This is a genomic window from Chlamydia psittaci 6BC (assembly GCF_000204255.1).
GTDB lineage: Bacteria > Chlamydiota > Chlamydiia > Chlamydiales > Chlamydiaceae > Chlamydia > Chlamydia psittaci.
This window is the reverse complement of sequence record NC_017287.1, coordinates 508,183-531,668: the sequence shown is the minus strand read 5'-3', so window position 1 is coordinate 531,668 and position 23,486 is coordinate 508,183. Positions and strand designations below refer to the sequence as shown.

The following is a 23,486-nucleotide window of genomic DNA, read 5'->3' as shown; positions in this document are numbered from 1 at the left end:
TTAAATTGCAACAAGCAAAAGCTCATGACTAGTAATAAAAATTACCCACTTATTTATCTCCCAGGGATACTCTGGTTATTAGGAGGAATTAAATTGCTTTTAAAAGCCTCCATGATTGTTTATCAACCAGATTTTTCTTTCAAAATCCTTGTCCTCCTAGCTATGGGAGCATGGTTTGTTGCATCTTTAAAATACCGATTTTTATTGTTAAAATCTGTATCCGCTCAAAATGACCTGTCTAACCAATTACTCTTGGGAAAGATTTCAAAAAAAGTTTACATAATAAAGTCGTTTTTTTCTAAACGCTTTTTAATCTTGGCTGCAATGATTGTGATATCTCTGCTACTACGTAGATGTATTGATAATCCGGCCATTCTGTTCTTCATCCGTTCGACTATAGGATACGCTCTTATAAAAACAGCTCTAACCTACTTCGCTAAATCCCAAAAAAACCAATTAGAAAGCCTTTAACTATAGATTTCCATTATGCAAATTGCACATATAGGAACTGATATTATTGAAATTTCCCGAATCCGGAAAGCGATAAAAACACATAATCAAAGGATGCTCGATAAAATCTTCACAAAAAAGGAGCAGGTATATTGTTTAAGACTCATAGATCCTTGTCCTTCTTTGGCAGCTAGGTTTGCAGGAAAAGAAGCTGTAGCTAAAGCCTTAGGAACTGGAATAGGAAAGATTGTTGGTTGGAAAGATATAGAGATCCTTAAAATATCAAAACAACCCGAGGTCTTTTTACCAGAAAGAGTGTATCAAAAATTAGGAATCTCCAAAGTCTTATTATCAATCAGCCATAGTCGTGAGTACGCCACAGCTATGGCAATAGCTTTAATTTAAGAAGCGTTCGGCTTCTAAAGCAGCCATACACCCACTTCCCGCAGCCGTGATTGCTTGTCTATAATGTTTATCCTGAACATCCCCTGCAGCAAATACTCCTGGAATAGAGGTTCTGCAAGTACCCGGTTCAGTAATAATGTATCCATGTTCATCTAAAGCCAGCTGGCCACCTAAGAAGTCCGTATTCGGCTTATGTCCTATGGCAAAAAATACGCCTCCCGCCTCATGAGAAGAAATTTCTTTAGAAACATTGTTTAAAATATCCACAGAACGAACAAAGGTATCTCCAGAAATTTTTACTATTGAACTATTCCAGATGAAAGAGATCTTTTCGTTAGACTCCGCCTTTTTTATCATCGCTTTAGAAGCTCTTAACGTATCCCTTCTATGTACCACAAAAACACGTTTTCCATACCGAGTCAGAAAAATTGCTTCTTCTAAAGCAGAATCTCCCCCACCAATGACATACAAGTCTTTATTTTTAAAAATAGGAGAGGCTCCGTCACACACAGCACACGCTGTAACACCTTTTTGCCAGAATTCGTTGTCAGATGCTCCGGGAATTTCTAAACGCTTTGCAGAAGCTCCCGTTGCTATAATACACGCGTCACAGGTATATTTTTCTTCATTGGACATTACTACAAAAGGACGTATAGTGAAATCCACTGAAGTAACATCTTTTGGAAGAATTTGAGTTTCCAAAACGACTAGACTGGGATTTCATATTATCCATTAATTTTGGACCTAGTATGCCTTCAGGGAATCCAGGGAAATTTTCTACTTCAGTAGTGGTCATTAATTGACCACCGGAAACACCGGAAAAAAAACCCTCGAATAAAATAGGACTTAAAAGTGCTCTTGAAGCATAAATCGCTGCAGTATAACCTGCAGGGCCGGAGCCGATAATAATTACTTTAGCGTAAGTCATTTATTTTTACCCTACCGAATAATTTTAGAAATAAATCTAAAACAAATAAAAAATTTTAAAGCAACAAATTAGAATAAAAAAACTGCTGCAAGGGAGATCTTGCCTTTTTTAAGGTTTATATTTACACTATCTTTTTTGACTTTGTAGTTTTTAGGAGAATAACATTAAATGCCAAAACAATCCGAATACACTTGGGGATCCAAAAAAATTCTTGATACTATAGATTGCCTCTCGGAAGACGTTGTTGAATTCAAAGATCTTCTCTGCTCAACACACGGAATTACTTCAAGCGATGAGGAACCTACCAGTGAGATACAACCTGGCGCCATCCTAAAAGGTACTGTAGTTGATATCAATAAGGACTTCGTAGTCGTTGACGTTGGGCTGAAATCCGAAGGGGTCATTCCAATGTCAGAATTCATAGAATCCTCTGAAGGCTTGGTTCTTGGTGCTGAAGTAGAGGTATACTTAGACCAAACTGAAGATGAAGAAGGAAAGGTTGTTTTATCCAGAGAAAAAGCTACTCGCCAAAGACAATGGGAACACATTTTAGCTCACTGTGAAGAAGGTTCCATTGTCAAGGGACAAATTATACGCAAAGTCAAAGGTGGTCTCATTGTTGATATTGGGATGGAAGCTTTCTTACCCGGTTCTCAAATTGACAATAAGAAAATTAAGAACTTAGATGATTATGTAGGTAAAGTCTGCGAATTCAAAATCTTGAAAATCAACATTGATAGAAGAAATGTTGTTGTTTCAAGAAGAGAACTCCTAGAAGCTGAACGAATTTCTAAAAAAGCAGAACTTATTGAACAAATCACTATTGGCGAACGCCGTAAAGGTATCGTTAAAAACATTACAGATTTTGGTGTATTCTTAGATCTAGATGGTATCGATGGTCTCCTCCATATTACAGACATGACATGGAAACGCATTCGGCATCCATCTGAAATGGTAGAACTCAATCAAGAACTCGAAGTTGTAATTCTTAGCGTTGATAAAGAAAAAGGTCGGGTTGCTCTTGGTCTGAAACAAAAAGAACACAATCCATGGGAAGATATTGAGAAGAAATATCCTCCAGGAAAACGTATTACTGGTAAAATTGTTAAACTTCTCCCCTACGGAGCCTTCATCGAAATTGAAGAAGGTATCGAAGGTTTAATTCACGTCTCTGAAATGTCTTGGGTTAAAAATGTTGTCGATCCTAGTGAAGTCGTCAACAAAGGTGATGAAGTTGAAGCTATCGTTTTATCTATCCAAAAAGACGAAGGTAAAATTTCTTTAGGTCTGAAACAAACAGAACACAACCCATGGGATAACATCGAAGAGAAATATCCTATTGGCTTACACGTACGTGCAGAAATTAAAAATCTTACAAATTACGGCGCCTTTGTTGAGCTTGAGCCAGGTATTGAAGGTTTAATTCATATCTCTGACATGAGTTGGATTAAAAAAGTATCTCACCCTTCAGAACTCTTCAAAAAAGGCAGTATCGTTGAAGCTGTTATCCTCTCAGTAGATAAAGAAAGTAAAAAAATCACTCTAGGAGTCAAACAGTTAAGTTCAAATCCTTGGAATGAAATTGAAGAAATGTTCCCCACAGGAAGCGTTATTTCTGGAGTTGTAACTAAAATTACAGCATTCGGAGCATTTGTAGAACTGCAAAACGGTATAGAAGGTCTGATTCACGTTTCAGAGCTCTCTGAAAAGCCTTTCTCAAAAATTGAAGATATTATCTCAATAGGTGATTCAGTATCTGCAAAGGTTATCAAACTGGATCCTGATCATAAAAAGGTATCTCTTTCTGTGAAAGAATACTTAGCTGATAAACAGCATGATCAAACAGATACAGATATAGATGATTTGGACTTAGAAGATTTAGTTGGTTCAGATAAAAAGAAAAAAGGGAAATAATATTACTTAAAAGGTTGAGCTTATGTTGTATAACATAAGCTTGCCTTGGTTTAGCACTCTGTCTGTTTCCTTACTTATAAGAGGAGTATAATGAATAAAGATCTTGTAGCTATTTTTGACTACATGGAGAAGGAAAAAGGAATTCAACGCCCTGTCATCATAGGAGCTATTGAATCGGCCTTAAAAATTGCAGCAAAAAAAACACTAAGAGATGATGCTAACGTTTCTGTAAATATTAATCCTAAAACTGGCGACATAGAAGTTTTCTGTGAGAAAGAAATCGTAGAAGTATGTGAAAACCCCAGTAAAGAGATTCCTTTAGACAAAGCTAGAGAATACGATCCTGAATGCGAAATTGGGCAGTACATGGACGTTCCCTTTGTTTCTGAGCATTTTGGCAGGATTGCTGCTCACGCTGCCCGACAAATTATCGGTCAGAAGTTACGCCATGCAGAAAGAGATGTTATCTACGAAGAGTACCGCCATAGGGTCAATGAAATTCTTTCTGGAGTCGTTAAGCGATTTGCAAAAGGATCAAACTTAATCATAGATTTAGGGAAGGTTGAAGGTCTCCTACCAGCTCGTTGTTATCCTAAAACAGAAAAGCATAAAGTTGGCGATAAGATTTATGCTCTGTTATACGAGGTGCAAGAATCAGAAAATGGAGGTGCTGAAGTTATCCTCAGCCGTAGCCATCCTGAATTCGTTAAGCAACTTTTCTTGCAAGAAGTTCCAGAACTAGAAGAAGGCTCTGTAGAAATTGTTAAAATTGCTCGTGAAGCAGGCTACAGAACTAAAATAGCTGTAAGTTCATCCGATCCAAAAACAGATCCTGTGGGCGCTTTTGTTGGAATGAGAGGTTCTCGAGTAAAAAATATCATTCGAGAATTGAACGACGAAAAAATAGATATTGTAAACTATTCTCCTGTAACCACAGAATTGTTGCAAAATTTGCTTTGCCCCATAGAAATTCAAAAGATTGCAATTCTAGAAGATGACAAAGTTATTGCTATAGTCGTTCAGGATGCTGATTACGCAACCGTAATTGGTAAGCGAGGAATTAATGCTCGTTTGATTAGTCAAATCTTAGACTATGAACTCGAAGTTCAACGTATGAGCGAGTACAATAAACTATTAGAAATTCAACGCCTACAGTTAGCGGAATTTGATAGTCCTCTATTAGATGAGCCGCTAGAGATGGAAGGCATTAGTAAGTTGGTTGTCCAGAATCTTGTACACGCAGGATACGACACGATCAGAAAGGTATTATTAGCCAGTGCTAATGATCTTGCTTCTGTTCCTGGAATCAGTTTAGAACTTGCTTATAAGATCCTTGAGCAAGTCAGCAAATATGGAGAAGGCAAAGTTGACGAAAAACCTAAAATTGAAGATTAAAAACGCTCAATTAACGAAAGCTGCTGGATTAGATAAGTTAAAGCAAAAATTAGCTCAGGCAGGATCTTCAGACACAAAAAGCTCTTCAGAAAAGCCTACGACTAAGGTTACTGAAAAAGTTGCTAAAGAAAAAGTCGTGAAGAAAAAGAGTGTTGTAGACTCTAGTGTACCTACGATGGCTGAGCATGTGTCTACTGAAACTTCTCCACGCAGAATTCGAGCTAAAAATCGTTCATCTTTTGCGTCTGAAGATTCAACCATTCCTTCTCCTGTTTCAGTAGACGCCGACTCTACTGCGTTCTCTCCTCCTGTTATAGAAGAAGTGGCTTCTCCTCTTGAGTCTGAGCCGGAGGTTGTAGAGCCAACTCCCCCTTCTGTAGTAGAAGAACCTGAAACAGTTATTAAGGAACCTCCTCCTCCACCGAAAGAGCCTGAAGTAGTAGTTAAAAAAGAACCTCCTAAAAGCGTTGTTTCTATCAAGTCGAATTTCGGGCCTACCGGGAAACACATTAATCATTTGTTAGCGAAGACTTTTAAAGCTCCTAAAAAAGAAGATAAGCCTGCGCCTAAAGAACGCACAGGAACAGTTCAGGCAAAGCCTCAGCAATCTTCTGAAGCTTCTAATGATAAACAACATTCTCCAAACAATCGCCAATCTCAGCCTTTTTATCGTAGGGATACGTCAAAGAGACCTGGATCTGATTTTAGAGACCGTGCGAAAAAAGAAGAGACTCCTAAGGCATTTACAGGTAGAGATCGTTATGGATTAAACGACAGTAGCGATGACGATAAGTGGAGAAAAAAACGTGTTCAAAAAACTAAAAAACACTATGACGAACACACGGTACAGCGCCCTACCCATATTAAAGTGCCTCTGCCTATCACGATCAAAGATCTTGCCGCAGAAATGAAGCTTAAGGCTTCTGAGCTGATCCAGAAAATGTTTATTCATGGTATGACTTACGTTGTAAATGACGTATTAGACAATGAAACAACAGTACAATTTATTGGATTAGAATTTGGCTGTACTATTGATATCGATTCATCAGAACAAGATAAGCTCTGTATCGAGAGTAATACTGTTAAAGAAGAAATACAAGAAACAGATCCAAGTCAATTAATCATTCGTCCTCCTATCGTCGCTTTTATGGGCCACGTGGATCACGGAAAAACTACTTTAATTGACTCGCTAAGAAAAAGTAATGTGGCAGCAGTAGAAGCTGGGGCTATTACACAACATATGGGAGCCTTCTGTTGTTCTACACCTGTTGGAAATATTACTATCTTGGATACTCCTGGCCACGAAGCCTTTTCTGCTATGAGAGCTCGAGGTGCGGAAGTCTGCGATATCGTTGTGCTTGTAGTTGCCGGAGATGAAGGAATCAAAGAACAAACTTTGGAAGCCGTCAAACACGCTCGTGCGGCAAACATCACTATTGTTGTAGCAATCAATAAGTGTGATAAACCGAATTTCAATGCAGATACCGTTTACAGACAACTTTCTGAAATCAACCTATTGCCAGAGGCATGGGGAGGTACAACTGTAACAATTAATACCTCTGCAAAAACAGGTGAAGGTTTATCTGAGCTTTTAGAAATGCTTGCTCTACAAGCGGAAGTTTTAGAACTCAAAGCAAATCCATCTGCTCGTGCTCGTGGAATTGTTATCGAATCCGAGCTACACAAAGGTTTAGGTGCAGTAGCAACTATTTTAGTGCAAAACGGTACCCTACATCTTGGTGAGGCATTAGTTTTCAATGATTGTTATGGCAAAGTTAAAACCATGCATAACGAACATAACCAGCTAATGAAATCGGCCAGCCCCTCTGTCCCAGCTTTAATCACAGGGCTATCTAGCATGCCCAAGGCAGGCGATCCTTTTGTTGTCGTTAAAAACGAAAAAACAGCTAAGGAAATTGTTAGTGCTAGAATTGCTGGACAACAGAAATTTGCTCTGCAGAAGAAACGTCCTAATTTTGACGCTATGCTGCAAAATAAAAAGATCCTTAAGCTTATTATCAAAGCTGATGTTCAAGGATCTATTGAAGCTTTGGCCAGTTCTGTCTTGAAAATTGTTTCTGATAAAGTAAGTGCCGAAATTCTTTCTAGTAGCGTTGGAGAAATTTCTGAATCAGATATTCGTTTGGCTGCAGCATCTAAAGCTGTTATTATTGGCTTCCATACGGGTATAGAAAGCCACGCCGAATCTCTGATCAAAAACTTAGGCGTTAAGGTGCATTTATTTAACATTATCTACCATGCTGTAGATGCTGTTAAAGAAATGATGACAGCATTACTCGATCCTATTGCTGAAGAGAGAAATCTTGGTGCTGCTGAAATCAAAGAAACCTTTAAGTCATCACAATTAGGTACAATTTACGGTTGCTTGGTTTCTGAAGGTGTAATGACTAGAAATCAAAAAGTACGTGTTGTACGTAATAACGAAGTTCTTTGGAAAGGTAACTTATCTTCTCTAAAACGTATTAAAGAAGACGTTAAAGAAGTTAAAAAAGGGCTTGAATGTGGTATTTTATTAGAAGGATATCAGAATGCTCAGGTAGGTGATATTCTACAATGTTACGAAGTGATATATCATCCACAAAAACTTTAGAATATTATGACTGAAAATAGACGCATACAAAAGGTTAATTCATTACTGCGCGAAGCAATTGCGAATGTAATTTTAAAAGATGTGAAACATCCTAAAATTTCCAATCGTTGGATTACGGTTACTAGGGTATGTTTATCTAAAGATTTACATTCTGCTCGTGTCTATGTTTCAATTATGCCACATGAAAATACATCAACAGAAACTTTAGAAGCGTTAAAAGCATCAGCAAGGTACATTGCTTATAAGGCTTCTAAAGGCGTCGTACTTAAGTATTTTCCCGAGATAAATTTTTATCTCGAAGATATTTTTTCTCCCCAGGATCATATAGAAAACTTGCTCTGGAAAATACGAGAACAAGATAAAAGTTAGTACCATCCGCTAGAAAGATCTAAACATTGACGACATCATTATGGAACTTGCTACAGAACTTAAAGAAGGTATTCTTCTAATAGATAAGCCTCAAGGAAGGACCTCGTTTAGTCTTATTCGTACTCTAACAAAATTGATCGGTGTAAAAAAAATCGGTCATGCAGGGACTTTGGATCCCTTTGCTACAGGTGTGATGGTCATGTTGATCGGCCGTAGATTCACTCGCCTTTCAGATGTTTTATTATTTGAAGATAAAGAATACGCTGCAGTTGCTCACCTAGGGACAACTACAGATTCTTATGATTGCGATGGAAAAATTGTTGGTAGGTCAAAAAAGGTCCCTACCTATGAAGAAATTCTAGAAGCTTCGCAGTATTTCCAAGGGGAAATTCAACAAATCCCCCCCATGTTTTCTGCAAAAAAAGTTAACGGGAAAAAGCTCTATGAATATGCCCGAAAGGGATTATCAATAGAACGTCGCCAATCTACGGTTCAAGTGAGCCTACAAATTACAAAATATGAATATCCCCTGCTACATTTTTCTGTACAATGTAGCAAAGGAACTTACATTCGTAGTATTGCTCACGAACTAGGAAACATGTTAGGCTGTGGAGCTTATTTGGAAGAACTCAGACGTTTACGTAGTGGTAGTTTTTCTATAGATCAATGTATTGATGGCTGTCTTTTAGACTGTCCTGACTTTGATATATCTCCTTACCTAAGAGATTTTAATGGAAATATTCTATAGTTTGACATCGATTCCCCGCTCTGTGGATTCTATAACTATAGGTTTTTTTGATGGTTGTCATCTAGGTCACAAGAAATTACTGACTGTTTTATCTTCCTATCCAGGATTGTCAGGAGTGATTACTTTTGACTTACATCCTCATGCGGTTTTACAGTCACCCACTCCCAAGTTAATTACAAGTACAAAAGAACGCCTTCTCCTTTTGCAAGATTTTCCTATAGACTACTTGTGTATTCTTTCCTTTACACAAGAGTTTGCTAATCAATCTGCTGAAAGCTTCATACGTTCCCTGCATCAAACATTAAGATGTAGACGTTTAATCTTGGGATATGACTCTAGATTGGGTAAGGGAAGGGAAGGAAACGCTAAAACACTACAACCTCTGGCCAATTCTCTAGGAATAGAAATTATAGAAGTCGCTCCTCACAAGATAGATCAAGAGATTGTCTCTAGCAAAAGGATTCGTCAGTTTTTGATGGAAGGTGATTTAGATAACGCTAATCGCCATTTAGGGCACTCATATAAATATGTTGGGAAAATCGAGGCGGGTTATGGTTTAGGAACCCAGTTAGGGGTTGCTACAATTAATCTTCCTCAGGATCAATGTCTGCTTCCTCTCGGAGTATATGCATGCGAAATAGAATATCACACTACGATATATCAAGGGATTATGAATCTTGGGAAGGCTCCTACAGTGGGAAGAAATTCGTTATGTTTAGAAGCGCATCTTTTTGGTTTCTCTGGGAACTTGTATGGCGAGACTGTTTCTGTAATCCCTAAGAAATTTATCCGCAAAGAAAGAAAATTCTCTTCTCGAGAAATGTTATCTCAAGCCATTCAAAAGGATATAGAGAGTGCAAAAGCATTCTTCTCTACTAATTATGCAAGAAAAGCATAATATCGCCGTCCTGCACAATGTAGTCTCTACCCTCTGCTCGTAATTTGCCAGCTTCGCGGACTCCTGTACGGCTTCCATAGGTGATCATATCTTCAAGAGTCACAACTTCGGCTCGGATAAACCCTTTTTGAATATCGGTGTGAATCTGGCCTGCAGCTTCCGCAGCTGTAGATCCTATAGGAATAGTCCAAGCCCTGGTTTCTTGTGGTCCAGTTGTAAAATAAGAAATCAATCCCAGTGTATGATAAGCAGCACGAACTAAGCGATTTAATCCCGATTCTTTTAGCCCTAAACTATTTAAAAAGTCTTTCCGTTCCTCTACAGGAAGCGAAATGATTTCTTCTTCTAATTGTACACAAATAGGAACAACAGGAGCATTTTCCTTTCTGGCAATTTCTTCAACAACAGCAACATAATCATTGTGCATCGTTGCTATTGAATCCTCACCTATGTTCGCTATATACAACATAGGCTTTGCTGTTAAAAAGGGATAAGGTTTGAGTTGTATCTGCTCTTCTGAAGATAAATTTAACGTGCGAACAGGTTGACCACTTTCTAAATGTTTAATCACTCTATCAAGTAAAGGTAAAACAATCCCTAGGTCGTTCTTCCCCTTAGCTTGCTTCTCTAATTTGCTATAAATACTTGTTGCAGAAGAAAAATCAGAAAAGATCAATTCTAAATTTATCACGGAAATGTCATCACTGGGATCTATCTTTCCCGATACATGAGTAATATCGTCATTGTCAAAACAACGAACAACATGAGCCACAGCATGCGTCTCGCGAATATGAGAAAGAAACCTATTTCCTAATCCTGCTCCATCTGCAGCTCCCTTCACCAAACCAGCAATATCCACAAACTTCATATCGGCATAGATAACCTTTTGACTCTGACTCATCTTAGCTAAAATATCTAAGCGGTCATCAATAACCGGAACAATACCAATATTCGGATCAATTGTGCAAAAGGGATAGTTACAAGAAGCTACTTGCGCTCCAGTAAGAGCATTAAATAACCCAGACTTACCTACATTGGGAAGTCCTACGATGCCACATTCTGTATGCCCCATATGTTATCTTTTGTAGCTATTTTATTACCTTTACTAGGGAAGAATTCCCACAAACATGAGAATCGTTGATTCGATGCTTGTGGGAGCTTGCACTCGGTTCGTTAGCATTTTGAACCTAGCACCTTTAGTGTGATCACTAAAGACAATATAGGAATCAAAGTTTCCTGACTAATATTTTCTTAGCAACTTACTCTGAGATCTTTCTAGATCTTACCTAAAAACCTCTTGTTTCTCGACTGTAGCAAAATAGAATAATTAAGATTCATCTCCTAGGCTTCTCTCTTGTGAAAAACACGCTTATAGGGTAATTTGCAGATTATTCCTATTTAATGCTATTTATCTAACTGTGGCCAAGCGATGGGTGAAAAAACAGAAAAGGCAACCCCGAAGCGTCTTAGAGATGCACGGAAAAAAGGCCAGGTAGCAAAATCCCAAGATTTTCCTTCCGCGGTTACCTTTATCGTTTCAATGTTCACGACCTTCTATCTATCGTCGTTTTTTGCCAAACATCTCGGTAGTTTTCTTGTTTCTATTTTCAAAGAAGCACCTATAAATCACGATCCCAGAGTTACGTTATACTATTTAAATAACTGTTTAACTTTGATCTTAACCACTTCTTTACCTTTACTTGGAGCCGTAGGGTTTGTTGGCATTCTTGTAGGATTTCTTGTTGTAGGACCGACCTTTTCTACAGAGGTTTTTAAACCAGACTTAAAAAAGTTCAATCCTATTGAAAACCTGAAACAAAAATTCAAAGTAAAGACGTTAATTGAGTTATTAAAGTCTATTTTGAAAATTTTCGGCGCTGCTTTGATTTTGTATGTCACATTGAAAAACCGCGTCCCACTAATCGTTGAGACTGCCGGAGTCTCGCCAATTGTCATTGCCGTTATCTTTAAAGAGATACTTTATAAAGCAGTCACATCCATTGGTATTTTTTTCTTAGTCGTTGCTGTTCTGGACTTAGTGTATCAAAGGAAGAACTTTGCTAAAGAACTAAAAATGGAAAAGTTTGAGGTTAAACAGGAATTTAAGGATACAGAAGGTAATCCAGAAATTAAGGGACGCCGCCGTCAAATCGCGCAAGAAATAGCCTATGAAGATACCTCCTCTCAAATTAAACATGCAAGTGCGGTCGTTTCAAACCCTAAGGATATCGCTGTAGCTATCGGCTATATGCCGGAAAAATATAAAGCTCCATGGATTATTGCTATGGGAATTAATTTGCGTGCAAAAAGAATCATCACAGAAGCTGAAAAATACGGCATTCCTATTATGAGGAATGTGCCTTTAGCGCATCAGCTTTGGGATGAAGGAAAAGAGTTGAAGTTTATTCCAGAATCAACGTATGAAGCTATTGGAGAAATCCTTCTCTATATCACTTCCCTTAATGCACAAAACCCTAATAATAAAAACATTAACCAACCCGATAATCTATAATGAATAAGCTACTCAATTTTGTCAGTAGAACCTTTGGGGGGGATGCAGCCCTAAATATGATCAACAAATCGAGTGACCTCATCCTTGCCTTATGGATGATCGGTGTCGTTTTGATGATCATCTTGCCCCTACCTCCGACTATTGTCGACTTGATGATCACTATCAATTTAGCTGTTTCTGTCTTCCTATTGATGGTGGCTTTGTACATTCCTAGCGCTTTACAATTATCGGTGTTCCCCTCGCTACTCCTAATCACAACAATGTTTCGATTAGGTATTAACATTTCTTCTTCTAGACAGATTCTTCTTAAAGCTTATGCCGGTCACGTCATTCAAGCTTTCGGAGACTTCGTAGTTGGAGGGAACTATGTTGTTGGATTTATTATCTTCTTAATTATTACGATTATTCAATTTATCGTTGTTACCAAGGGTGCTGAGCGTGTTGCTGAAGTAGCTGCAAGATTCCGATTAGATGCTATGCCTGGTAAGCAAATGGCTATTGATGCTGACTTGCGTGCCGGAATGATTGATGCACAACAAGCCCGCGATAAACGAGGCATGATTCAAAAGGAAAGTGAACTCTATGGAGCCATGGACGGTGCCATGAAGTTCATTAAAGGGGACGTTATCGCAGGTATTGTGATCTCGTTAATTAACATTGTCGGTGGTTTGACTATTGGTGTGGCTATGCACGGCATGGACCTAGCTCAAGCTGCTCACGTATACACTCTGTTATCTATCGGTGATGGTTTAGTTTCTCAGATTCCTTCACTACTGATTTCCTTAACTGCTGGTATCGTTACTACTCGAGTTTCTAGTGATAAAAACACGAACTTAGGTAAAGAGATTTCCTCTCAGTTAGTTAAAGAACCTAGAGCTTTACTCTTAGCCTCTGCAGCAACTTTAGGCGTGGGCTTTTTTAAAGGGTTCCCACTTTGGTCATTCTCCATACTCTCTCTTATCTTTGGTATTCTTGGTGTTATCCTTCTTGCGAAGAAAAACAGTGCTTCTAAACAGGGTGCCTCTGGAGCATCAACAACAGTAGGAGCTGCTTCAGACGGAGCTGCAGCAGCTGGAGATAACCCGGATGATTACTCCTTAACGTTGCCAGTAATTTTAGAATTAGGAAAAGACTTATCTAAGTTGATTCAACAAAAAACGAAGTCTGGTCAAAGTTTCGTTGACGATATGATCCCGAAAATGCGTCAAGCTTTGTATCAAGATATTGGTATTCGTTACCCAGGAATTCATGTGCGCACTGACTCTCCTTCTCTAGAGGGTTATGATTACATGATTCTTCTTAATGAAGTTCCCTACGTTCGAGGAAAAATTCCTGCAAACCATGTGTTAACTAACGAAGTTGAAGAAAATCTTAAGAGATACAATCTTCCTTTCCTTACTTATAAAAATGCTGCGGGTCTCCCTTCTGCTTGGGTTAGTGAAGATGCTAAAGCTATTCTAGAAAAAGCAGCTATTAAGTATTGGACACCTTTAGAGGTGATTATTCTTCATCTGTCTTACTTCTTCCATAGAAGCTCCCAAGAATTCTTAGGAATTCAAGAGGTACGCTCTATGATTGAATTTATGGAACGCTCGTTCCCAGATCTTGTTAAAGAAGTTACGCGACTTATCCCTCTGCAAAAGCTTACTGAAATTTTCAAACGTTTAGTCCAAGAGCAGATCTCTATCAAAGACCTACGTACAATTTTAGAATCCTTAAGTGAATGGGCTCAAACTGAAAAAGATACTGTATTGCTAACTGAATACGTACGTTCTTCTCTGAAACTTTACATTAGTTTCAAATTTTCCCAAGGACAATCTGCAATCTCAGTTTATTTACTCGATCCAGAAATTGAAGAGATGATCCGTGGAGCCATTAAACAAACCTCTGCAGGATCTTATCTTGCTTTGGATCCTGATTCTGTAAACCTAATCTTAAAATCTATGAGAAATACAATTACGCCAACTCCTCCAGGAGGTCAGCCTCCTGTGCTGTTGACAGCAATTGACGTAAGACGATATGTAAGGAAATTAATAGAAACAGAATTCCCTGATATCGCTGTGATTTCTTACCAAGAGATTCTCCCAGAGATTCGCATCCAGCCATTAGGAAGAATTCAGATTTTCTAATCTGTCAATTCTTAAAGAGGACATATGGCAGCATCTGGAGGAGCCGGAGGCTTAGGTGGTGCACAAGCTGTTGATGTTGCACAAGTACAAGCTGCAGCAGCAAAAGCTGATGCCCAAGAAGTTGTAGCGAGTCAAGAGCAATCTGACATCAGCATGATTCGGGATTCTCAGGATTTAACGAATCCTCAGGCAGCAACGCGCACTAGGAAGAAAGAAGAGAAATTTCAAACCTTAGAATCCAGAAGAAAAGGTGCTGCGCAAACAGAAAAAAAATCTGAAAGTACTGGCGATAAATCTGATGCAGATCTTGCTGATAAATATACCGAAAACAATGCAGAAATTTCAGGCCAAGATTTACGCAGTATCCGAGATTCTTTACATGATGATTCTTCTGAAGAAGACATCTTAGATCTTGTAAAATCTAAGTTTTCTGATCCTGCCCTTCAAGGTATTGCCTTAGATTACCTAGTTCAAACAACACCAGCGTCTAAAGGGGCTTTAAAAGACTCTTTAATCAAAGCACAACAAACTCACATGCAACAGAATCGCCAAGCTGTTGTTGGTGGTAAAAATATTCTATTTGCCTCGCAAGAGTATGCAAATATTTTACAAACATCTGCTCCAGGATTGCGTGCTCTCTATCTTCAAGTGACCTCAGATTTTCATACATGTGAGCAATTACTTCAGATGTTGCAGACACGCTACAACTATGAGGAAATGGGGACTGTATCTTCCTTTATTCTTAAGGGGATGTCTGCAGATTTAAAATCAGAAGGATCTTCTGTTTCCCCCATAAAGTTACAGGTGATGATGTCAGAAACTCGCAATCTTCAAGCTGTAATTACGGGTTATAGTTTTTTCCAGGATAAATTCCCTAATGTTATGGCATCATTAAAAGCTGATGGAGTGTCTATCCCCGAAGATCTCAAATTTGATAAAGTTGCTGATACCTTCTTTAAGTTAATCAACGATAAATTCGCTACAGCTTCAAAAATGGAACGAGGAGTTCGGGATCTTGTCGGTAATGATACTGAAGCTATTACTGGGATACTTAATCTTTTCTTTACTGCCTTAAGAGGAACTTCAGCGCGATTATTTTCTTCAGCAGAAAAACGTCAAGAATTAGGTACTATGATGGCGAATGCCTTAGATTCTGTGAATACCCATAACGAAGATTACCCAAAATCTACAGACTTCCCCAAACCTTATCCTTGGTCTTAATTTTTACGGATTACCATGCAAAATCAGTTTGAACAACTTTTGGAATCTCTAGGTACAAAATTAAACACATCCTTAGTTCCTGATAAAAACCATGCGTGTTTAATTCGCTTTAGTGCTACTCAAGTTCCTGTACAACTCGAAGAAGATAGTACTTCGGGAAACATTGCTGTAGGCACAATCCTTGGGACTCTACCAGAAAATGTATTCCGCGAGCGTATTTTCAAAGCTGCTCTTTCTGTAAATGCTTCCCCACAATCGAATATTAAAGGCATACTTGGTTATGGAGAGATTTCACAACAGCTTTATTTATCCGACGTTTTAAATATGAATTATCTAAATGGAGAGAAGCTCTTCCACTACTTAAACCTTTTTTCAATGCATGCAAAAATTTGGATAGCAGCTTTAGAAACAGGCAATCTTCCTGATCTACATGTCCTAGGCATGTATCATTTATAACGGTACATGGGTCTACACATGTACGCTCGTATGATTTATGACGCCATTTTCTAAAGCTTTACGCTATATTCAAGACTCTCCAGCTAAGCACAACTGGAAACCTTTAGGCACCATGCCCAAGCATGGAATTTGTGTTCCGTTATTTTCTCTACATACCAAAAATAGCTGTGGCATTGGCGAATTCTTAGATCTCCTTCCTCTGATTTCTTGGTGCCAAAAACATAAGTTACAGATCATACAGATTCTTCCTATTAACGATAGCGGTGAAGATAGTAGCCCTTACAACAGCATATCTTCAGTCGCTCTCAATCCTCTTTATCTTTCCTTAGCAAGCCTTCCCCACGTTCAGTCTATTCCCCATGCTCAGTCTAAGTTAAAGACAATGCAAGCACTATCTCAACTTCCTTATGTGCACTACCCACAAGTCAAAGTTGCAAAATGGGAATTTCTTCAAGACTACTATCAATACGTAGTAAAAATCGGTGCTTTAAAAGATGAAGAATTTCTGATCTTTTGTGAAAAAGAAAAATATTGGCTACGTCCCTATACAGTATTCCGTTCTATAAAATCCTATCTCAAAGGAGCTCCAATAAATAACTGGGCAAAAGCCTATACGGATAGGACAAACTTCTCAAAATTTGAGAAACAATTCCAAAAAGAATGCGAGTTTTTCTCCTATCTCCAATTCCTGTGCTTTCAGCAAATGTCTCAAGTAAAATCCTATGCTGATGATCATCAGATTCTACTTAAAGGCGATCTTCCTATTCTCATTAGTAAGGATAGTTGTGACGTTTGGTACTATAGACAATTCTTTTCCTCATCAGGATCGGCAGGCGCTCCTCCCGATATTTACAATATTGAAGGGCAGAATTGGCACCTTCCCGTTTATCATATGCACAATTTAGCCCAAGATAATTACACCTGGTGGAAAGCACGTCTCCGCTACGCTGAGAATTTCTACTCTCTATACAGGCTTGATCATATCGTAGGATTCTTTCGTCTATGGGTGTGGGACTCTTCAGGAAATGGAAAGTTTCAACCAGAAGATGCGAGTGAATATCTTCGCCAAGGCACAGACATACTGAAGCACATACTACGCGCATCCCGCATGCTCCCTATAGGAGAAGATTTAGGAAGCGTGCCTTCTGATATAAAACACACCTTGTTAAAACTAGGCATATGCGGCACACGCATTCCTCGGTGGGAACGCAATTGGGAAGGTGATGGGAGTTTCATTCCCTTAGATCAATACTCCCCTCTATCAGTGACTTCATTATCCACACATGATTCGGATACACTTGCTCTTTGGTGGCGACATGCCCCGAAAGAAGCTCGAAAATTTGCAAAATTTTTAGGAATACCTTTTACTCCTGTCCTCTCTGAGGAAGATCAAAAACATATCCTAAAAGTTTCTCACAAAACATCATCTATTTTTCATATTAACTTAATTAACGACTACCTCGCACTTTGCCCTGATTTAGTATCTGACAATCTAAAATACGAACGCATAAATATACCGGGAACAGTATCAAAAAATAATTGGGTATATAGAATCAAGCCTTCCATGGAAGAAATAGTCACTCATGATGCGTTCAATGCGCATCTCTCCGAAATATTTGCTGATCTTTAAACAACGAATTTTACTATTCTAAGTGAAATCAAGATTTTCTTATTAAATCGCTATAATTAAAATTTTTTGAAGAAAAAATCTTTCGGATATATCAGAAAATGTCTAACATAGATTCTTTTCAATTATATATGTCTTATTCTTGCGATAACGACGAAGTTAATGTAGGGAAATCATGTCAAGAAAGTGTCCACTTACTGGGAAAAGACCTCGCCGTGGCAATAGCTACACCATCCGAGGTATTGCAAAAAAGAAAAAAGGAATCGGTCTAAAAGTTACGGGGAAAACTCCACGTCGTTTCTTCCCTAATATGGTTACCAAGAGACTTTGGTCTACCGAAGAAAATAAATTTCTTAAACTTAAGATTTCAGCTTCTGCCTTGCGCCTCATCGACAAGCTTGGCTTAGAAAAAGTAATAGCAAGAGCTAAAAGCAAAGGTCTGTGATCTTTACAAATAAAGGGGAATAGCCATGTCTTCGTTAAGACACTTTGTTTCCCTTTTACGTTCACATCATGATCTTATAGACATCTTTGCTCCAGTAGATCCTTATTTAGAGCTCCCTGAAATTCATCGTAGGGTTATTCAAAACCAAGGTCCGGCTCTTTTATTCCATAATGTCCAAGGGTCCTCTTTTCCCGTTCTTACAAATCTATTTGGGACCCAGAAACGTGTCGACCTGATCTTTTCCAGAGTTCCTAACGATATAATATCTCAAGTTATTCATTTGCTCTCTTCCCCGCCTAAGTTATCTCAATTATGGGAAAAACGTCGGCTGTTGTTGCGTGGTTTATCTGTAGGCTTGCGTAAGCCATGTTTCTCTAAGCTACCTCATCATAAGATGTCTTCTGTTGATTTACATCAATTGCCTATGCTTACAAGCTGGCCTGAAGATGGCGGGGCTTTTCTCACTCTTCCTCTAGTCTATACCGAGTCTCCTAGTTCTAAAGTACCGAATTTAGGAATGTATCGAATGCAAAGATTCGATAAAAATACTTTGGGTTTGCATTTCCAAATCCAAAAAGGCGGAGGGATGCATTTTCATGAAGCAGAGATGAAAAAGGAAAATCTTCCAGTTACCGTATTTCTATCAGGCAACCCCTTTTTAATACTTTCTGCCATAGCACCCTTGCCAGAGAATGTCTCCGAATTACTCTTTTGTACATTTTTACAAGGATCAAAATTACTCTATAAAAAAGATCCTGAAACTCGCCACCCCCTACTTTACGACTCTGAGTTCATCTTAACCGGTGAGGGTATTTGTGGTGAACGCAGGCCCGAGGGTCCCTTCGGAGATCATTTCGGCTATTATAGCCTCCAACACGATTTCCCAATTTTTAAATGTAAAAACATCTACCACAGAAAAAATGCTATTTATCCCGCGACAATTGTTGGTAAACCCTATCAAGAAGATTTCTATCTAGGAAATAAGCTTCAGGAATACCTATCCCCACTATTTCCAATAGTCATGCCAGGAGTTCGCCAGTTAAAAAGCTATGGTGAAGCTGGATTTCACGCAATAACAGCTGCTGTCGTTAAGGAGCGGTATTGGAAAGAATCTCTGACCACTGCTTTAAGGATCCTTGGAGAAGGACAGTTGTCCTTAACGAAATTCCTTATGGTTACAGATCACCATGTAGACCTTGAGAACTTCCCGAAATTCCTTGAAGTCCTGTTATCTCGCATGGTTCCTGCACGGGATTTGATTATCTTTTCAGAAACAGCGAACGATACTCTAGACTATACAGGACCTGCACTGAACAAAGGTTCTAAAGCAATTTTCATGGGAATAGGAGAAGAAATTCGTGATCTCCCGCATAGGTATCGTGGAACCTCTATTCCTCATATTACAGATATAGGAACTTTCTGTGCTGGATGTCTCGTTCTAGAAACTTCCCCAGAACCATTCTCTATAGATGAACTGCTGCATAACCAAAACTTACAATCCTGGCCCTTTGTTGTGCTTACAGAGAATCTACAAGAAACACTAGCCAGCCCTAAAAGCTTTTTATGGAAGACATTTACACGCGCAGCTCCTGCTACAGACCTGCATGTACGTTTCAATAAGATCACTAATCACAGACCAAACTACACTTTCCCTATCCTTCTGAACTCAATGATGAAGTCCCACTATCCTAAAGAAGTTGAAGCTGATGAGAAAACGATGAAAAAAGTTTCCTATCGTTGGAGGGAATATTTTCCCGAAATGCCTATCTAATTTACTTTTTCTAATTTTTATTAAGTTTTCTTTAAAAAGAGTGATTTTTTTTGATACAACTTTTATTAAAAAATTAAAAAAACAAACTAAATCTAATTACATCTATGCAAAAGAAAACAAAATCGAAATTAAAAATCGCTTTAACTTTAGGCACTATTTTATTGTTTGGAGTCCTTGCAAAGTCTCAACCTCCTGATACTTTCCAAACATTCCTTGCTTTGCGTGAACCTGTAATTTATTCAAAACAGTGTGGGGATAACTCTCTTCAAGTGCTATGCGATGCTATCGATTCCACAAAAGAAAGTTTATTTCTTCGTATTTATCGTCTTACTTCTCCTGAAATTATGAAAAGTCTTGCGAATCAAGCTAAATCTCAACGCAAGGTTGTGATTCACTATGAAAAAATGAAAAATGTTGAAGAATTCCCCCAAAACGCACATGTCTCCTTAGTTAATCACCCGAGCGTAGAAAGAAAACTGATGCATAAAAAATCTCTGGCTATAGATGACAAATATGCCTGGTTAGGTTCAGCAAACTATACCCGTGTATCATTTCTTGAAGATAGTAACCTTATCATTGGATTAAAGAGTAAAGAACTTTGTCAGCATATCAAAAACGAATCTTCAGGAGAGTGTGTTATTCAAGGACAGAAAATACAATACTTTTCCTTACCTGGAGATCACGGGAAAGCTTTATCAGCGGTATTACAAACGCTAAGAACTGCGAAAAAAACAATACGTGTAGCCATGTTTGCCTTAACCTATCCCCCGATTTTTGAAGAGCTCAATGAAGCACAAAAACGTGGTGTTGATGTGAAAATCTTAGTTGATAAAGATTTTGCGAAACTATCGATAACGCAACTACAGGCATTAATAGACTCTAAATTAAAACTATATACAAAAACAACACGTCATCGCCTACACCATAAGTTTGCTATTATAGATCAAAACATTCTAATCACAGGGTCTGTAAACTGGTCGATGTCTGGGTTTTGCAGCAATACAGAAGATATGCTGATTCTTGATAATCTTACAAAGAAACAATTGAATAAACTTAATAGAATCTGGGAAGACTTAGAAAAACAAAGCGCCTTATCCTATCCACCGATTCGTGATAAAGAAGTAGAGATAATTAAACTACCTAAAGAACAGCGTGCAGCTTAACTACTTTCATCTTTACTCCAGAACAATAGAGAAGCCATATCCAACACACCTCTATTGCGAGCAATAACCCAGGCTTCTGCGGCATTAGCAATCGCTTGAGCTGCTGATGCCCCTATTTTTATCGGTTTTTTACTACCAGATATGTCAAAAGACTTTGCACTAACTTCTTCGTCCTTTTCTTCGGAACCTGCATTTTTCAAGCTCTTAAAGTCTAAATCTACATTGCATAATTGAGATAACAGAACTTTTGCTTGTTTACGATTGAGTATTTTAAAACGATGTTTTCTCTTTTTTTCCTCTTTTTCTTTATCAGCAATAGCTAACAAAGCCAAACGCATAGCTTCATTCTTAGCGATTTCATCAGAAATCTTCTGATTCAATGGTATATTGCTGTGCGGATCTTTCTGTGCTCCCTGAGGAGGAAATGCACCATAAGGATCAAAGGGTATTATGCGCATTTTAATCTCCCGAATCTATATCCGTAGGTTTACGTTTTTCATCTTTATTGGAAAAACGCCGATTATCTTGATTTTGCCCTGAAAAGCCTCCCCCCGATCCTCCTCCATCATCATGAACAGAAGCAGCTTCGGGTTTTCCTTGCACCCCAAGACGGGATGAAGAAGCAAAAGGTTGCGGAGCACGAAAAATTAGCGGCGGATCTATAGCTACGTTACGGTATTGATAAATTAAAGGATCTGGAGGTGCTCCAGGACCTTTGCGCTTTTCTATTTGGTGTTTATATTCAGATAAAGAACGTGGCAAAGGTGCTAATAAAGACATTCCCTGATGCGCAGGGAATAAATACGCGGAACTTATCGTGTCATATCCCGTTAATTCTGCCGACGCTTCATATCTTGGAAAGGAATTTTCCTCTGGAATAGGTAAAAATACTGCCTCAGTATTGGATAAAGCAGAAAAATTCGCAGTTCCATCCTTACTCAAGTTGGGAATATAATCCTCGGGAAAAGGATTCCTAGGGAAACGGTAATGACTTTCACTATGATCTATTGATAATGAAGAAGTTTCTACAATATTTCTAGATCGCTCTATGGAAGAAAAATCCATATGCCCTTGATTTTTAGAGATGCCCATAGGAACATGCTCGGATTTATTGTTATAACTCTGTGCAACTGTTCCAGAAAATTTTGGAGGGGGAAAACTTGTGCTTCCATCAGACCAAGAGGTAACAAAAGGCACATAAACAGAAGAGGGAACACCTGAAGAAAGTAGGCTTTCCATCATTTTTGCTAAAGCAAGCTGATCCTTCAAAAGATCCTCACGACTTTCTTTCTTCTCAGCTTCTTTAGCTGAAGTCTCTAAAATCCCCGATCCCTCTAAATCGAGATCTTCAACTCTTCCTGCATCACGACCTGAATCAATAATTTTGGTATTTTTTGAACCTTCGGCCCTCGTATCTGTACTCAAACTACGATTCTCTAAATCTGATAAATCAATAATCCCTTCATTACCAACCGAAGATGCTCTACGTAACAAAGACGAAGTCTCTATATTTGGATCTAATAAGGTGCTGATCATCTCTCCGCCCAAACGATTTATTGTCCAAGCGTTCACCGTAGATTCCGTTACTGATGTTCTCGCTGTATGAAATGCCCCGAAAGAAACTACAGCAGAGGTTTCTGAAGCACTAATATCATCTCTTGGAGCCGACAGTGAAGATAATGATGTAGAGCGTAACGATTCTAGTGAAAGCATAGAAATGTCTGATGAAGAGTCACTTATTCCCGATGCATCAAGGTAAAACCCTTGCATCTCCGGTGAAATGCGGTTCCCTTTCTTACTGACCATCTCCATATCACTGGGAAGCATAGACCTCCCCTCTCCATCTGCTTCTGCTCTACGCGCAGAAATTCTAGAAGCTCTCGTACCAAAACCAGAAAGAAAACCTTGAACACTCGCACGAACTTTAGAAAAAGCCCCTCTTAATTTTGACTTAGGGGAAGATGAAGCCTGTTCTAGAGCTTTTCGATACTTTCCCTCATTGATCTGCAATTCTGTCTCATAATTTGCACTAGCCCCAGATTGGATCATAGCCTCCTGCTTCTTAACAGAGGCTTCCTTGGTTTCGGAAAAGATAGATTCCTTGGGTCCTGATAACGACTCAGGCTGCTTCCCCATAATGGCAGGATCCCATTTATCAGGGCCTGGAGGAGAAATACTGCTGTTTCCAGAAATTGCCATAATTTGTTCTCAGAATTAAAAAAAACACCCATTAGTTATGCTTTAATTTTAAAATAAAAAATAATTAATTCAAAAAAAAGAACTTAGGGAGAAATTAAAAGAAAAAAAAACGCAAGGTGTTACCCACCTTGCGAAAAAACCTAACGAATAAAGAAAAGGGGAAAGAGCGGGTAGATGCAAGAAAGTGCATCGCTATCGTTCCAGGTAGGTAGTACTTACCAAACTGTCTAGCAATATTAAAATTG

At 38.6% G+C, this 23,486-nt stretch carries 19 protein-coding genes and 1 pseudogene; 16 read left to right on the top strand and 4 right to left on the bottom strand.

Annotation, left to right across the window (positions count from 1 at the left end):
* The first annotated feature begins 24 nt into the window (after positions 1-24).
* Together G5O_RS07510 and acpS are read left to right on the top strand one after the other, a co-directional pair.
* Entirely contained in the window at positions 25-471 is a 447-nt protein-coding gene (locus tag G5O_RS07510) for a hypothetical protein (RefSeq protein WP_006343148.1), read from the top strand.
* A gap of 15 nt (positions 472-486) precedes the next feature.
* Entirely contained in the window at positions 487-855 is a 369-nt protein-coding gene (acpS, locus tag G5O_RS07505; RefSeq protein ID WP_006343147.1) for a holo-ACP synthase, read from the top strand.
* On the opposite strand, the pseudogene trxB reads toward acpS, so the two are convergent.
* Positions 847-1,783: pseudogene (gene trxB / locus G5O_RS07500) on the bottom strand (thioredoxin-disulfide reductase). The gene acpS and the pseudogene trxB sit on opposite strands and share 9 nt — an antisense overlap.
* Positions 1,784-1,951: 168 nt before the next feature.
* Between trxB and rpsA the strand changes: the two are divergent.
* The 6 genes from rpsA to G5O_RS07470 all read left to right on the top strand — a co-directional run bounded on the left by rpsA (position 1,952) and on the right by G5O_RS07470 (position 9,718).
* The gene (gene rpsA, locus G5O_RS07495) at positions 1,952-3,697 is read left to right on the top strand and encodes a 30S ribosomal protein S1 (RefSeq protein ID WP_013462663.1); all 1,746 of its coding nucleotides are present in this window, start codon (positions 1,952-1,954) and stop codon (positions 3,695-3,697) included.
* Between the two features lie 90 nt (positions 3,698-3,787).
* The gene (gene nusA, locus G5O_RS07490) at positions 3,788-5,092 is read left to right on the top strand and encodes a transcription termination factor NusA (protein WP_006343144.1); all 1,305 of its coding nucleotides are present in this window, start codon (positions 3,788-3,790) and stop codon (positions 5,090-5,092) included.
* Entirely contained in the window at positions 5,049-7,703 is a 2,655-nt protein-coding gene (gene infB, locus G5O_RS07485) for a translation initiation factor IF-2 (RefSeq protein ID WP_014945526.1), read from the top strand. The genes nusA and infB overlap by 44 nt, the downstream gene beginning before the upstream one ends.
* A gap of 6 nt (positions 7,704-7,709) precedes the next feature.
* Complete coding sequence (rbfA, locus tag G5O_RS07480) at positions 7,710-8,072, top strand: 30S ribosome-binding factor RbfA (RefSeq protein ID WP_006343142.1); 363 nt, start codon at positions 7,710-7,712, stop codon at positions 8,070-8,072.
* 40 nt (positions 8,073-8,112) lie between these two features.
* Positions 8,113-8,820 (top strand): tRNA pseudouridine(55) synthase TruB, encoded by a 708-nt coding sequence (gene truB / locus G5O_RS07475; protein WP_006343141.1) that lies wholly within the window; start codon positions 8,113-8,115, stop codon positions 8,818-8,820.
* Positions 8,804-9,718: a bifunctional riboflavin kinase/FAD synthetase gene (locus G5O_RS07470; protein ID WP_006343140.1), complete on the top strand. Its 915-nt coding sequence runs from the start codon at positions 8,804-8,806 to the stop codon at positions 9,716-9,718. The genes truB and G5O_RS07470 overlap by 17 nt, the downstream gene beginning before the upstream one ends.
* Here the strand turns inward: G5O_RS07470 and ychF are convergent.
* On the bottom strand, positions 9,696-10,790 hold the full coding sequence (gene ychF, locus G5O_RS07465) for a redox-regulated ATPase YchF (RefSeq protein WP_006343139.1): 1,095 nt from the start codon (positions 10,788-10,790) through the stop codon (positions 9,696-9,698). The genes G5O_RS07470 and ychF overlap by 23 nt on opposite strands.
* 357 nt (positions 10,791-11,147) lie before the next feature.
* On the opposite strand from ychF, the gene sctU reads away from it, so the two are divergent.
* The 8 genes from sctU to G5O_RS07425 all read left to right on the top strand — a co-directional run bounded on the left by sctU (position 11,148) and on the right by G5O_RS07425 (position 21,042).
* Entirely contained in the window at positions 11,148-12,230 is a 1,083-nt protein-coding gene (gene sctU, locus G5O_RS07460; protein WP_006343138.1) for a type III secretion system export apparatus subunit SctU, read from the top strand.
* The gene (gene sctV, locus G5O_RS07455) at positions 12,230-14,359 is read left to right on the top strand and encodes a type III secretion system export apparatus subunit SctV (protein ID WP_013462662.1); all 2,130 of its coding nucleotides are present in this window, start codon (positions 12,230-12,232) and stop codon (positions 14,357-14,359) included. The genes sctU and sctV overlap by 1 nt, the downstream gene beginning before the upstream one ends.
* 24 nt (positions 14,360-14,383) lie before the next feature.
* Positions 14,384-15,580: a type III secretion system gatekeeper subunit SctW gene (gene sctW / locus G5O_RS07450; protein WP_006343136.1), complete on the top strand. Its 1,197-nt coding sequence runs from the start codon at positions 14,384-14,386 to the stop codon at positions 15,578-15,580.
* 15 nt (positions 15,581-15,595) lie between these two features.
* Positions 15,596-16,036, top strand: a complete 441-nt coding sequence (locus tag G5O_RS07445) for a CesT family type III secretion system chaperone (RefSeq protein ID WP_006343135.1) — start codon at positions 15,596-15,598, stop codon at positions 16,034-16,036.
* Between the two features lie 37 nt (positions 16,037-16,073).
* Positions 16,074-17,666 carry a 4-alpha-glucanotransferase gene (locus G5O_RS07440; protein ID WP_006343134.1) on the top strand — a complete coding sequence of 531 codons (1,593 nt, stop codon included), beginning with the start codon at positions 16,074-16,076 and terminating at the stop codon, positions 17,664-17,666.
* A gap of 172 nt (positions 17,667-17,838) precedes the next feature.
* Positions 17,839-18,108: a 50S ribosomal protein L28 gene (gene rpmB / locus G5O_RS07435; protein WP_006343133.1), complete on the top strand. Its 270-nt coding sequence runs from the start codon at positions 17,839-17,841 to the stop codon at positions 18,106-18,108.
* Between the two features lie 25 nt (positions 18,109-18,133).
* A complete protein-coding gene (locus G5O_RS07430; protein ID WP_006343132.1) occupies positions 18,134-19,879 on the top strand; it encodes a menaquinone biosynthesis decarboxylase in 1,746 nt (581 codons plus the stop codon).
* A gap of 104 nt (positions 19,880-19,983) precedes the next feature.
* Positions 19,984-21,042 carry a phospholipase D-like domain-containing protein gene (locus G5O_RS07425; protein ID WP_006343131.1) on the top strand — a complete coding sequence of 353 codons (1,059 nt, stop codon included), beginning with the start codon at positions 19,984-19,986 and terminating at the stop codon, positions 21,040-21,042.
* Here the strand turns inward: G5O_RS07425 and G5O_RS07420 are convergent.
* Both G5O_RS07420 and G5O_RS07415 read right to left on the bottom strand, forming a co-directional pair.
* Complete coding sequence (locus tag G5O_RS07420) at positions 21,039-21,500, bottom strand: hypothetical protein (RefSeq protein ID WP_006343130.1); 462 nt, start codon at positions 21,498-21,500, stop codon at positions 21,039-21,041. The two genes, G5O_RS07425 and G5O_RS07420, sit on opposite strands and share 4 nt — an antisense overlap.
* 1 nt (position 21,501) lies before the next feature.
* The gene (locus G5O_RS07415) at positions 21,502-23,241 is read right to left on the bottom strand and encodes a hypothetical protein (protein WP_006343129.1); all 1,740 of its coding nucleotides are present in this window, start codon (positions 23,239-23,241) and stop codon (positions 21,502-21,504) included.
* Positions 23,242-23,486 lie beyond the last annotated feature (245 nt).